Origin of the sequence: Tenacibaculum geojense (assembly GCF_042676005.1) — a bacterium.
Classification (GTDB): domain Bacteria; phylum Bacteroidota; class Bacteroidia; order Flavobacteriales; family Flavobacteriaceae; genus Polaribacter; species Polaribacter geojense.
Genome location: NZ_JBHTJR010000045.1, coordinates 137,646 through 150,991 on the forward strand (window position 1 = coordinate 137,646; position 13,346 = coordinate 150,991).

10 protein-coding genes are annotated in these 13,346 nt (G+C 30.2%); 2 read left to right on the top strand and 8 right to left on the bottom strand.

Features of this window, described 5'->3' with window-relative positions:
- Positions 1-71: 71 nt before the first annotated feature.
- A complete protein-coding gene (locus ACFQ1U_RS08125) occupies positions 72-458 on the top strand; it encodes a hypothetical protein (RefSeq protein WP_386107150.1) in 387 nt (128 codons plus the stop codon).
- Here the strand turns inward: ACFQ1U_RS08125 and ACFQ1U_RS08130 are convergent.
- From ACFQ1U_RS08130 to ACFQ1U_RS08160, 7 genes are read right to left on the bottom strand one after another with little or no spacing between them, the layout of a single operon-like run.
- Entirely contained in the window at positions 418-1,149 is a 732-nt protein-coding gene (locus ACFQ1U_RS08130; RefSeq protein WP_386107152.1) for a M48 family metallopeptidase, read from the bottom strand. The genes ACFQ1U_RS08125 and ACFQ1U_RS08130 overlap by 41 nt on opposite strands.
- Complete coding sequence (locus ACFQ1U_RS08135) at positions 1,139-4,168, bottom strand: type I restriction endonuclease subunit R (RefSeq protein ID WP_386107153.1); 3,030 nt, start codon at positions 4,166-4,168, stop codon at positions 1,139-1,141. The genes ACFQ1U_RS08130 and ACFQ1U_RS08135 overlap by 11 nt, the downstream gene beginning before the upstream one ends.
- Entirely contained in the window at positions 4,165-6,642 is a 2,478-nt protein-coding gene (locus ACFQ1U_RS08140; protein ID WP_386107155.1) for a GmrSD restriction endonuclease domain-containing protein, read from the bottom strand. Before ACFQ1U_RS08140 ends, ACFQ1U_RS08135 begins: the two co-directional genes overlap by 4 nt.
- On the bottom strand, positions 6,635-8,452 hold the full coding sequence (locus ACFQ1U_RS08145; RefSeq protein ID WP_386107157.1) for a DUF262 domain-containing protein: 1,818 nt from the start codon (positions 8,450-8,452) through the stop codon (positions 6,635-6,637). Before ACFQ1U_RS08145 ends, ACFQ1U_RS08140 begins: the two co-directional genes overlap by 8 nt.
- 3 nt (positions 8,453-8,455) lie before the next feature.
- Positions 8,456-8,941: a hypothetical protein gene (locus ACFQ1U_RS08150; RefSeq protein ID WP_386107159.1), complete on the bottom strand. Its 486-nt coding sequence runs from the start codon at positions 8,939-8,941 to the stop codon at positions 8,456-8,458.
- Entirely contained in the window at positions 8,932-10,212 is a 1,281-nt protein-coding gene (locus ACFQ1U_RS08155; RefSeq protein ID WP_386107161.1) for a restriction endonuclease subunit S, read from the bottom strand. Before ACFQ1U_RS08155 ends, ACFQ1U_RS08150 begins: the two co-directional genes overlap by 10 nt.
- On the bottom strand, positions 10,203-12,620 hold the full coding sequence (locus tag ACFQ1U_RS08160) for a type I restriction-modification system subunit M (RefSeq protein ID WP_386107163.1): 2,418 nt from the start codon (positions 12,618-12,620) through the stop codon (positions 10,203-10,205). The genes ACFQ1U_RS08155 and ACFQ1U_RS08160 overlap by 10 nt, the downstream gene beginning before the upstream one ends.
- A gap of 130 nt (positions 12,621-12,750) precedes the next feature.
- Here ACFQ1U_RS08160 and ACFQ1U_RS08165 point away from each other — a divergent pair, with 130 nt between their 5' ends.
- Complete coding sequence (locus ACFQ1U_RS08165; protein WP_386107165.1) at positions 12,751-13,068, top strand: hypothetical protein; 318 nt, start codon at positions 12,751-12,753, stop codon at positions 13,066-13,068.
- Here the strand turns inward: ACFQ1U_RS08165 and ACFQ1U_RS08170 are convergent.
- Positions 13,044-13,307, bottom strand: coding sequence for a helix-turn-helix domain-containing protein (locus tag ACFQ1U_RS08170; RefSeq protein ID WP_386107167.1), 264 nt, complete (start codon positions 13,305-13,307; stop codon positions 13,044-13,046). The genes ACFQ1U_RS08165 and ACFQ1U_RS08170 overlap by 25 nt on opposite strands.
- Positions 13,308-13,346: the final 39 nt, after the last annotated feature.

Sequence of the window (13,346 nt, forward strand, 5' to 3'; positions counted from 1 at the left end):
GCTAGATGACAAAAATTGACTTTTTCTTTAAAAAGATTGTTATATTAAAGTATAACACAAATTAGAAGCATATGGATGAAACATTATTAAGTGAAAAAAAATATTTTGAATATATAAAAAACTTAGAATTGCCTTTAAAGGCAATAGAAATGATGGAGATATTAATTAATGAAAAAGATGAAAACAAAAGGGTAATTATTTGGTCTAATTTATCAAACTGTTTAGATGAAAAAGAACTGAAGCTACTTGCCAATCCTTTTTATATTGGCTTTGGTAACCCAAACTCTGATTTTTTATTCCTTGGTCAAGAAAAAGCCTTTGACCCAAAAGCTAATAAAGAATTATTATTATTAGAAAGTATTAACAATAATTATTATTGGGATATTGTTATGAATACAAAAAAAAAACCTAATATATTTAATACCCCCAATCATTATGAGCTACAGGTAAGCTGTTGAGTTCGTCCCTATATAGTCTCCATTTAGGCATAAAAGTATTCATATGACTAACAAACTTATCGTTATGATTTCTTTCCAATAAGTGAACTAATTCATGAACTATTATATACTCTAGACAGATTGTAGGTTTTTTTGCTAATTCAAGATTTAACCATATTCTTTTAGCTTCTACATTACATGAACCCCATTTAGTTGTCATTTGTTTAACTCCCCAACTGCTAGGTTTTACTCCAATGATTTTTTCCCATTTTTCTATTAATGAAGGTATTTGTTTTTTTAATTCATTTCGATACCATTCTTTCATCAATTTAGCTTTTTGCTCATGAGTTGTATTGGTTTTTACATAAAAATTCACCTGCTTAACACCATCAAACTCAACTCTATTTTTACCATTTTGTTCTATTATAAGGTTTAATAATGCTCTTTTACCCTGTATGTAGTGACTTTCACCAGATATATAATCCCTTTTAGTCTCTCTTGGTTGTTCATTAAAGTTCTTAATATGTTTTTTTACCCAACCTAATTTCGAAATAGTAAATAATCGTAAAACTTCATAATCTGTTTTTTGTGGCGCAGATAATCTAACTCTTCCTGTTGGAGGATACACAGCTAAGTGCATGTTCTTTATATTCTTTCTTACCACATCAATTTCAATATTTGAAATTCCTATCTTTTCTTGACTAATACTCATTCTGTGCTTTAATTATTTCCATCAACTCTAACGTCTTATCTACATCGGAAATTACCATATTTATTGCTAACATTAACTTTTTCTCTTTAATTCCTCCATCTTTCCAACCATCTAATTTATTCTCAATAATTACATTATTTAATGTTAATGCTAATGACTCATCAAAATTTAAATTATCATATAAAGCTCTTTTAGCTTTTGTATCTAAAGATTTAGGATATTCATTAGAGTTATTTGTATTCGCTACTTTCTCAGCTAATTCTTTAATTTTTTTTAGGTATTCTTCGTAATAAATAGATTCCTCTTTGCGTAATTGTATTAATTCATCTAATAGTCTAGACATTTTTTCATAATACTTTGGATTAGCTTGAGATTCTTCTATAATTACTTTACGAACATTGTTTTCAATTGTTTCAGCAACTGCTTGTTGTTTTGATTTTGTTAAATACGACGAACCTGGTTCTGATACATTTACAATTAAATCTACCAGGGTTTGATTTTCAAAATCTGATAGTTTACGGCTAGATTTTGCGTCTAAATACATGTCCATTAATTGACGCATTCCTGGTTCGAATCGTTTAAAATCTAAATAATCACCACTAGCTTGCTTAATTGTATCTCTTAAATCAGAATAATATTGTACTTCATCTTTTATCTTTTTAGCTTCAGCATCAGAAAATCCAATTTTATACATTTCATTAGCAATATTAGCATATGCTCTAATTAAAGAAACTACGGCTTTGTATAATAGTACTCTTTTTTCTTCAGTATTCTTTATATCTGAAGGATTTTCTGTATTACCACAAAAATATCTTATGTAGCTTGGTTCGTCTTTAGGGTGTACTGGCTCACATAATGCTCTTACAGCTTCTAATGCTGTTTCTAAACGGTCTTTACTTTCTTCTTGTCTGTCTTTTAATAACCCTTTTACATCATCTTCATCATAATTATCAAAAACTTCAGAAGTATAATCAGAAATAGACCTTTCTAAGCTTTTAAATAAATCTTTATAATCTATTATGTAACCATACTCCTTTTCATCTCCATCAACCCTGTTTACTCTACAAATAGCTTGAAATAAACCATGGTCTTGCATCTTTTTATCAATGTACAAATACGTTGCAGATGGGGCATCAAAACCAGTGAGTAATTTATCTACAACAATGAGTAGTTTCATTTTAGCTGGTTCATTAATAAAAGTAGCCTTTACTTCTTCTTCAAATTCTTCTGTAGATTTTCCCTTTAACATTTGAGTATACACCTCATATTTTAAGAGCTTATCGGTTGGAGAACCTTCACCTGTATCTTCTCCTTTAATATCTGCATGATGCGGTTGATATGAAGTTACAATTGCACATTCTTTAAAACCAGAACGCTGAAAAAGTTCATAATATTTACAGGCTTGATATACAGAACCCGATACCAACATAGCATTCCCTTCTCCAGATGAAAGCCTGGGTTTTACTTTAAAATCTTTTACAATATCAAATACAATTTTTTCTAATCGTGATTTAGAACCTAATACTTTTTGCATGGTTCCCCAACGCTTTTTTAGCTCTATTTTAGCTAAATCTGTCAAACCTTTAGTTTCAGCTTCAAACCACTCATCAATACTCTGTTGGTCGGTTACAAATTGCTCTACATCTCTTGCTTCATAAAGTAAGTCTAACACAACACCATCTTCTACTGCTTCATCAAATTTATAGGGATTACCAATATAAGCACCGAAAACTTCAATTGATTTTTGTTTGTCTTTTTTTAATAGTGGTGTACCTGTAAAACCAATAAACAAGGCATTTGGTAAAATGGATTTCATGGCATCATGAAGTTTTCCAGATTGTGTACGATGACATTCATCTACAAAAACATAAATATCTCCTTTGGCATTAAAATCTGACCCTAAACTTTGTTTTAATTCCTCAATGTAAGAATCATAATCACCACTTTCATCATTACGCCCAAATTTATGCACCAAGCTACAGATTAGCATTTCTGTTTTTTGGTTAAGAACACTAATTAAATCTCTACCGCTTTTTGTTCTGTATATTTTTTCTTCAACACCCGTAAATAACTTCTCAATCTGACCATCTAATTCTTGACGGTCGGTAATAATTAACACACGACTATCTTTTACATTTTCTCTAATCCATTTTGTTAACCAAACCATGGTTAAAGACTTACCAGAACCTTGAGTATGCCATAAAATACCACCTGTTTTTGTCCTTATATTATTTTGGGCTGCTTTGATGCCGAAAAATTGGTTAGGTCTACTTAGTTTCTTGGCTCCTTTATCATACACAACAAAGTCATGAATTAACTCTAGTAATCGTTCTTTTTCACATAATTGTATAATGTGTTTATCTAATAAATAATCATATTGTTCAACACTTTCTTCTTTCCATTTTAAATAATACTTCTCTGGAGTACCTATGGTTCCGTAGCGGATTCCTTGAGTATCATTACCCGCCAAAATCAATTGCATAGTGGTAAAAAACTGTTGAATAAATTCTGGCTTTTGATTATCTCTATTTTGACGAATACCTTGTTCTATACCAACTTTACTTCTTTTAAGTTCTATAACACCTAAAGCAATTCCGTTTACATAAATAACAATGTCGGGTCTTTTATTATGTTTTCCCTTGACAGTAACTTCTTCTGCTATTGAAAAGTCATTATTCTGTTTATTCTTCCAATCAACTAGCCAAACCGTTTCTTTTTGTTTACCTAACTCTTCTCTTACAGATATTCCGTAACGCAATAGCTTGTAAACTTCTTTATTAGATTCATATAAATCATCAGAAAGATTGGTTACTGCTCTCATAAAAATGGAAATAGCTTTTTCTGAAAGCGTTGTAGAATAGCCTTTGTTTATAAGATATTTTAAAAGCAACTCTTCTTCTACGGGATATTTACGTTCTTGGTCTTCCCAATTTCCCAGGTATGAATAGTTTAGTTTACTTTGGAATAGTTGTACTATTCTATTTTGTGTTTCTCTTTCTGATTTACCTATGCTTTTCATATACTATTTTTAAAAACCGAATCTATGGTTAATAGATTCTTTATGATACTATCTTGCATAGTATCCATTTCTGAAATATCATTAACAACTTGAAATATATGTTTTTCATTAACAGACTGATATTTACTAAAGGTGTTACTAAATTCAGATAACAATGAATCATCTTCTAATTTTATCTCAAACCCTTTATTATTCTCTAAAAGATTATAACTATAATTTATGGTAATGATTATTCTTTCATCATTCAAAACTTCAATACTTGGGAAATTAGACTCAGTTCTATAGTTATTAACATCTTTATGAATAAAACTTAAACCTTCAAATTCTTCGTGTTCCTCTAGTTTTTTAAACAAAACAAACAAATACAAATCAGTATGTTTACCATTATAAGTACTACCACTTAATAATCTAACATCAAGATTATGGTCAAAGTCAAAAAATCTGTTTTTGCAATATGTTATAGCCGAAGGATACTTAATAAAGTATTTACGCCAATCTAATCCTGAATAAGAATCTACAATATCTCTAAATGGTCGTTTATCATCTAACAAGGTTTTCAAGGTTTTTAATCTCCTCTCATCATTAAATACTTTTCTCCAATTATCATTCAAAGCTCTCAAATTTCCTTTGTCCGACTTACAAAAGGTACGTTTTTGTCCAGATAAACCAACGGTATAATTTCCTTGAGTTAATAAACTTCTTTGCAACAAATGATTCTCTTTTTCAATATCTAATTGAAAAATATCACTTAACCTATCTCCATACGATTTAAATAATTCGAAGTTATCGCTGTCATTCTCTAGCATGTTAAACAAGAAGTTTATCTGCCCTTGAAAGTAATTATGGTTTTCATATTCCAATATTTTATATTTCCAATTATCACCCTTTTTGAAATACTTTAATTTTCTAACTTCTTCTTTGGCTTGAGATTCAAAAAATGAAACTTTGAAATCAGCTTCAATTATTTTCTCTTCAATAGAAAATTTAAAATTAGAAAGCTCATGGACAGATTTAACTGCCTTAATAAATGTTTCTGGATTTTGAATGTATGTATTGTAAATTAAATTTCTACAAATCCGCATCCATGTTTGAAATTGCTTAACTATTGTTTCATTTTCAAAATCATCTACATCATTTACAAATAAAATATAGGCATAGTAATATGTTCTATCCCATAAAGACAAATTTTGATTATTGTTTAAAAGGAACTCATTTATATTCCTTCCTTTTATAAATGGATAACAACAAATTGTATCTAAACTTCTTATTAACTTTTGAAGTTTATTACTAGAAATTTTAGAAAGTGTATTGAATAAAAAATCTAAGCTTTTTGAAGTGAAAAATTGATGTTCTTTATATGTTTTAAGCGTAATAAAATTCTTTTCTTTATTAGTTTCTCTAATCTTATCTATAAGATTATTACTAATCTCAATTTCATTTTTACCTATGATATACTCATAAAGGTTTATACTTTTAATATAATTATATATTGCGTCATCTACTTGAAACACCTTTGCTGCTTTGTGTGTCCAAAATAAATCTAACCAAGTAGTGTCTATATCTTTTTCCCAATTTATATTTTTTATTACTATACTATCGTCTTTGTTTATCAACTCTTGCAACCACGCTTTAAAATGCTCAAAATCGGACAACTGCTTGCCTCTTGCATTCATTTTAACGTACAGCTCATCAGTTTGGTCTAACTCATCTAAATCCAGAAAATCAAAGGTGATTTTTCTATTAGTTGTTAAGTTCTCCCACATTAACATTAATTGTTCTTCTGAAGTATACTTTAACTTATTATCAATTGCGTCCAACATGACTAGCATTCCTTTTACCGAGGGGTCATGTTTCCATACTCTAAAAAACGAAGTTGATTTTTCAATTTGTAGTGATATTTTCTTATCAACAACAAATAAGTTTTGTACATCCTCTTTATTTAAGTGAATTAAGTAATTACAGAACTCGGCAGTACTTTTTCTTGTTTTATACTTAAAACCTTCAAGGTATGCTAGTTGATTACCTACATCTTTTTGCTTTAAACGTTGAATAATATACCAATGTAACAAGAAGAGAGTTGTAAGTCTTTGCTGCCCGTCTAAAGGAATGAGTTTTCTATAAGTTAATTTAGAAGATTCATTTTCCTTATGGGTTATTTCCACACCAATATTCATATTTAGTGTACCCGCATAACCTTGTACTGCTTTTAGTACATTTTCTACAGCCTCTTTATTTCTAGCTAGAATATATTCCTGGTCTTTACCTTGAATTCTACCATAAATAAAATCAAGGTGTAATATTTCTTCCCCTTGACCTAATAGAACTAGAGTTAATGCTTCTACAAAATCTTCTCTTATTTGGTTCACACGGTCATTTTGCCTGCCCTGTGCATAATCTCTTTGTATTACTGGAATTTCAATTTGATTTTCTTGAATAACTTCCCAAAATGTTTTTATATTATTATCTTCAGTCATTACTCAAATTCAAAAAGTTAGTAATATTTTGCTCTAAAGCTTCTTCATAATCTTTTCTATCTTCATAGCCCCAAAATGTAAAATTAATAGCATTGGTGTTTTTTGTATAATATTTTAAAAACACATTTTTGGTACAAATAGGAATAAAAGTTTTTTGTTTTTTTCCATTGCTTTTAACAATTCCTCCTTGCATATCAATTTGTAAAATACTTTTTCTTTTATCTTGAAAATTAGAATTACTCAGACTGCTATTGGTTGTGTTATCTAATAAACACAGGTTTTTAATACTATGTGTGTCTAATTTTTTATCTAATAAATTACTAAGTTCATTAATTCTACGTTTTATTGATTTTGGAATGATATCATCTGGTTTATGTTTTAAAATTTCTTCTTCTAAAATATTTAATTGTTCCTCTAAATCGAATGTACTATTTGCATCGTTGAGCAATAATTTTATATCACTTATCCAGTTTTGGATTTCTAATACTTTTTTAAACTCTTCAGATTTTTGAGCATGGATATGTTCTAAACTCCATTTTTGAGTTTTTAATTTGTCAAAAGGAAACCTATAATTAGTATCACTGGTATGGTATGTTGCTACATTATGGATAACAAGAATAGTGTGTGTTTGTTTAGGTGTTTGATACACTAAATTAGATAAATTATACTTACTATCGGGGTTGCTTATATTAATTTTATCAGCTATCCATAGCTTTATCTGTTTTTCAAAATCTAGCTTATCTTTTATATCTTCATGCTCTAGGTAATCTTGATATACCTCACTAATGGATTTTATTTCTAAGTGAATTAATAATCCTAAGTAATGATACATGGTTCTGTTTTGAAACCATTCTAACAACAAGTTAAACAAGTTTTTAACCTCTTGCCAATCTTTATTTTTTAAAGTTTCTGTATTTAATTGGTGTAAGTACTTATGGTAGGCAAATAAGTTACTTTGTTCTTTTTTAGGCTTCTTTTTTACTATATCAAAAAGTAAATCAATTCGATTAGCTTTTCGTTTATCTGATGTATCATTACTCACAAAATACCAAAAAGAATCATCTTGTAATTGGTTCTCAATAGTATTCCATTCTTCTGCAAATTGATTGGTTTTAAAAGCTCTAATTTCTAGATTTGGTTCTGTTTTTAAATACAATACAAAAAGTGCTTTTATTAATTCAGCTTGTTCTAAGTGAATTTTTCCTTGATTAAAATTGATAAAAATTTCTTCTGGACTTAATTCACTTTTAATATTATACCAAATCACTTTCGTATAAGTACACAAGTTTTTGGTAAAGGTTTCTTTTTCTGAAAAGTTTAAAGCTTGGAGCCAATTTGTAATTATTTGATAGCTACAAAAAAAATGATAGTTATCGACATTATCATATTCTTTTGGACTTTCTGCTACGTAATCTCCCCAGGCTATATTTAGTTTGGTTTTATTTAAATCAACCACTGCAAGATTTTTAACCTTATTCAAAAACTCTTCACTTTGCTTACGAGTTTTATAATCTAAATTAAAAAGGGTTATACCTAAACATTGTAAAATAATATATGTAGTAGTTAACCGTTGCTGCCCATCTATAAGTTCAAACTTATTTTTTTCTCTTTCTTTAACAACAATTGGTTGTAAACAATAAAAAGCTTGGTCTTCTTTTTTAAAACTGTTTATATCGTCTAAGAGCTCTGTAACTTGTTTTGCTCCCCATTTATAACCTCTTTGGTAATCTTCTACATAAAATTGTAAGCCTTTTAGCTCTTTAATAGCTATGATATTTGTTTTTTCTCTTTCTTTCAATTTTGTTTCCATACATTAACTATTAAAAAAGTTTTCTCCTGGTTTTAAATAAAAAGATGTTGCTCCAAATAAATTATATTCTTCTTCCCATGCTTCTCTAATTATAGGATAATTAGCATACCATGAATTCATTCCTTTTTCCCAAGAAAGCCAAACATCTTTATCTATACGTCCTTTTTTAAACCAGTAGTACTCTTCGGCACAGAGATTAAAATAATCGTTGAGTTTGTTTCTTAGGAAATTATATTTTTTTGGTTTTTTAGATTGTAATTCTTCTAAAGAATTGAACTTACATATCTTTTCTAGGTGGTCATTTAATACATCATACCGTTGGTTAAATTCACTAAACAGTTGTTTTTGAAGTTGATGATTAGCTATTTCAAGCTGATTATTATTAAACTTTTTAGTTGAATACCAAACAATAATACCTAGCCCAATTGTAACAGCAATTTCAATTGCTGTAGTATAAAACTCCCAGTTGTTATAAAAAACTAAACACATACTAACCTTGTTTTACCTGTTAACAACTCTTGCATCATACCTTGTTTGAGTTGTTGGTATTTAGCTTTTTTAGTTTCTAATTCTTCTATTTCAGCATCCATATCGGAAAGGATTTCAGCGATAGCTTTTTGTTCTTTTTTTGAAGGAACTTCTATTATAAGTTTATTAAAATTACTTTTAGAAAGGTTATATCTCGTAGCTCCTTGAGCTAAGGATAAAAACAAATTTCTACCAATAGAAGAATTGATTAAATAAGAAAAGAAATATGCATAAACATTACTATCCTCTTTCAATCTAAAACCAAAACAAAAACTATTCAAATACAATTCACCTATGTCCTCATTCAGAACTGCACACATTCCAACCTCTTCTGGTGTTTCGGATGAAGTATTAAAAAATAAATCGCCTTTTCTCGCTTTGTTTTGCTGCTCTCCTGGTTTTATATGAACGTATTCAAAAATTGATGTATCTATTACTACATTATTCATCACATTTAAAAAGGTGATATATGGATATTTCCCATCTTCAAAATCTTTTTTTGATTTTCCAGATAACCCTCCATAGGTAATTCCTATTTTACCAATAACTTTCTCCACCCACTCACCAGAAAACCCAGGTAAGCGTTTACCACCTTTGTGCGGAGGCGTTAACAACTGTTGCATAGCACCTTGTTTTATGGCTTGTTTTTTAGCTATTAAGGTTTCTAAACTAGTAATAAGGTCATCTACATCACTTAAAGCAGTGGCTATGGCTTTTTGTTCTTTTAGGGTTGGTGGAACACCTATATGCATCTTATTTACAATTGTAATGTAAATGTGTTTTATGGTAGAACCTCCAGCATTTTCTATCATAACCCTTTGGTAATAATTACTTTCAAGTAATTTTTTCAAAAACAATGAATCAACCTTTTCATTAGGTCTAATTACAGCAACCGATTGATTAATACATATTTTCTTGTCATCAACCAATGCCAATCGACCTAAAGTACCATCCTTGGTTAAAAGAATATCACCCTTAATTGGTTTGCTTTTAGTTGTTAAATACTTATTATACGCCCACTCTGGTGTTAGTCTCGCTGAATTGTATAATATTTTGCCATAGTTTACATCTTTGGCTGTTATCATATAAATCCCACTATTAGATGTAGGCATAGGGTTAGTAAAGCCATATGAGATGTACTTGAAATAATACTCTAAAGGATTTACTCTCCAATCACTTGGGAGAGTTCCAACTTCAGTTTTCTTAAAACCCTGTTTCGTTACTAATTCCATACCAATCCCATTGTTTTAAGATGCTCACTTACCTTGTTTTCCAATTCATTGGTGGTGCTATCTAATTCGGTTAACGTATTCTCATAACGTTCTGCTAATTCTTTAATACGGCTGGTTAAACGTTGAGAAATGGCGTCAATTTCCGTTTGTAAAGTAGCCTGTAAACTTCCTAACCATTTTTTATCTACTACCAACTGGTGTACTTCTTCTTCAGTTAGTTTTCCATATTGCGCTAAACAAAGTTCATCTAAAACAGCTGTTTTTGTTTTAATATCCTTTTTTAAACTAGCCTCTTTAGTAAAAAGCTTCAATAATTGGTTAGCTACGGCTAAGGCTTCTGCTTCGGTTGGGTTGCCTTTAATCTCTTTTATAAACTTGCTTAGGGTGGTTTTGGTAATGCTACCTTTATCGTTGGTAGCTTCATTTAGCAATCCTTCTTCGCCAGCATGTTCTTCTATCAATTCTGTACTATTGGCTTGTATGGTTTCTAACTCAGCTTCTACAGCTTGTAATGCTTGTTGCTCTTTGACTAAGTAGGTATCTATTATTAATTGCTTAGGTAATAAATCGCACGTCCACCCTTTATCTACTTCTTTACCACTTTTATTTTTTTCAATAATTCGCTTAGTTTTGGCTACCCAACCGTCTTCTATTAACAAATACACATCATCTTTCATAATGGTATTCCAATAGTCTAACAAATGCTGGTACACATCATAGTTGTTAATCAGCGCTTTATTAGCATAACGTGTAAGTAAATCTTCTGCAATGGTTTTAATAAAGGCTTTGGGTTTGGTAGTAATATCAATACTATTTAAAAAGGCATGGTTTGCTGTGGTGAATTCTTTATAAATAGTGTCTAGCGTATCGTTATAGCTAATAAAATCTGGGTGTTGGTAAATTGTATTCTTAATCTCAGATTTTGCTACATTTAAGCGTAAATAACCCTCTCTTAAGGTGCTAAATAATTCTTGTTTCAAATTTGGGTACACAGTCCAATATGCTTGTAAGGCATCTACATCTTTTTGTGGTATACCTCCGTTTAAATGTGCGTTTAAATCTTGAATGTCTTCCGCTTCTTGAGTATCAATATAACGAGGTATGTTTAAGTTGTACTCATTCTTTTCAATTTCTGAAAAAGGCACAAAACGAGCGTATTTTTCTACTTCGGTTTGTGAGTTAAATACATCTACAATTTTGTGTAAATCTTGTTCTCGTAAACGGTTTTTGTTTCCGTCTTTACTAAAGCCTTTACTAGCATCTATCATAAACACACCTTCACGGTCGTTAGCATGTTCTTTGTCTAACACAATAATACATGCGGGAATACCTGTACCATAAAACAAGTTTGCGGGTAAACCAATAATTCCTTTAATCCACTTACGCTCTAGTATGTTCTTTCTAATTTCTGCTTCTGCGTTTCCTCTAAAAAGTACCCCGTGCGGTAAAATAACAGCACCTTTTCCTGTACTTTTTAACGAGGCTAAAATGTGCAGTAAAAAAGCGTAGTCTCCATTTTTTTCTGGAGGAATTCCGTAGCCTTTAAAACGATTAAATTCATCATTCATAGGTACAATACCACTTGTCCAGTTTTTTACAGAAAACGGTGGATTTGCTACCACAAAATCGAAACGCTTTAATTGTCCGTCATCTTTAAATTGTGGAGAAGCAATGGTGTTTTTACTTGCAATAGAAGCCTCTGGATACCCATGAAGCCACATATTCATAATAGCTAACCCTTTGGTAGCAATATCTTTTTCTTGTCCGTATAAGGTTAAGCCATTAGGAGCTTCATCAGCAACTTTTAATAATAAAGAACCCGAACCACAGGTTGGGTCATATGCAGTATAGGATGGTCTATCTGCTTTATCTACTTCTATTACTTTGGCTAAAATTCTAGATACTTCTGCGGGAGTATAAAACTGTCCTTTGCTTTTTCCAGACTCGGTTGCAAAATGACGCATTAAAAACTCGTACGCATCTCCAAGAATATCATCATCTTCAGCACGGTTATTTTTAAAGTTTAAACCTTCATGCTCAAATATGGCAATAAGTTTAGATAAGCGGTCTACTTTTTCTTTTCCCGAACCTAATTTTTCATCATCATTAAAATCGGCTAATTCCATAGCTCCTTCTAAACCATTGGCTGCAAATAAAGGTCTAAGAATTTCTTTGTTGATTCGGTCGCCAATATCGGGTTGTCCTTTTAAAGCTACCATATCATCAAATGAAGCTCCTTTAGGCACTTCAATTAAACTCATAGGATTACCCGCATACTTATCTGACACATACTTTACAAAAAGCATTGTTAGTACATAATCTTTGTATTGAGAAGCATCCATTCCGCCACGTAACTCATCACAACTTGCCCATAAAGAGCTGTATAAATCCGATTTTTTAATTGCCATTTTAGCTAGTTTGTTTTTAGATAAAAAAGTTTTTCACTTCATTTTTTAAGGACTCTAAATGTATCAATAATAGCAGCAACAAACAATAATTTTAAAGAATAATAAGCTATATCTTGTAACTTTGTAAGATATGACATTTACAAAAAAACATAAATATTTAGTAGAAAACCTTTACAAAGGACTAGTTAATTTAAATAACGGGTTTGACAGCCCATATATCTACTACTTTAATGAGTCTGATTTTGAAATTATTTTAAATAGAATTGAAAAGTATGGCATTACAATATCAGGTATTGAACCATGGAAAGATGGAGAATATTATGATGTACGAGTAATGGAAGAATACCCTGATGAAAAATTTTGGTATAGAAGGGTTTTTGAAAACTATAAAGCTTTAAAAGAAAATCTTCAGTATTCTGCTAGTTATATACTACCAGAACAAGATTGATTATCAGCTTCATTTTTCTCATCAATAAAAAAATCTTTTACGTCAACATTGATAGCTTCAGCAATTTTCTTTAATGTTAAAGCTGTGAAATTTTGTCTACCATTTTCTATACTTGAGAGATTAGGTTTTTCCATTTCAATTATTGCACATACATCTAATTGACTAAAGCCATTTGCTCTTCTCAACTTTGATATTCTCTTTCCTATAGCTTTTAGATATTCCTTTTCTGAATCTGTCATAATTATAATGACAAGTTCTAGATTTAAACAAATCAAAAG

Coding starts and splice junctions, on each gene's coding strand:
- ACFQ1U_RS08150 (WP_386107159.1), bottom strand. CDS start 8,941: ATGTGTTTAGTTTTTTATAACAACTGGGAGTTTTATACTACAGCAATT.
- ACFQ1U_RS08145 (WP_386107157.1), bottom strand. CDS start 8,452: ATGGAAACAAAATTGAAAGAAAGAGAAAAAACAAATATCATAGCTATT.
- ACFQ1U_RS08170 (WP_386107167.1), bottom strand. CDS start 13,307: ATGACAGATTCAGAAAAGGAATATCTAAAAGCTATAGGAAAGAGAATA.
- ACFQ1U_RS08125 (WP_386107150.1), top strand. CDS start 72: ATGGATGAAACATTATTAAGTGAAAAAAAATATTTTGAATATATAAAA.
- ACFQ1U_RS08155 (WP_386107161.1), bottom strand. CDS start 10,212: ATGGAATTAGTAACGAAACAGGGTTTTAAGAAAACTGAAGTTGGAACT.
- ACFQ1U_RS08130 (WP_386107152.1), bottom strand. CDS start 1,149: ATGAGTATTAGTCAAGAAAAGATAGGAATTTCAAATATTGAAATTGAT.
- ACFQ1U_RS08140 (WP_386107155.1), bottom strand. CDS start 6,642: ATGACTGAAGATAATAATATAAAAACATTTTGGGAAGTTATTCAAGAA.
- ACFQ1U_RS08135 (WP_386107153.1), bottom strand. CDS start 4,168: ATGAAAAGCATAGGTAAATCAGAAAGAGAAACACAAAATAGAATAGTA.
- ACFQ1U_RS08160 (WP_386107163.1), bottom strand. CDS start 12,620: ATGGCAATTAAAAAATCGGATTTATACAGCTCTTTATGGGCAAGTTGT.
- ACFQ1U_RS08165 (WP_386107165.1), top strand. CDS start 12,751: ATGACATTTACAAAAAAACATAAATATTTAGTAGAAAACCTTTACAAA.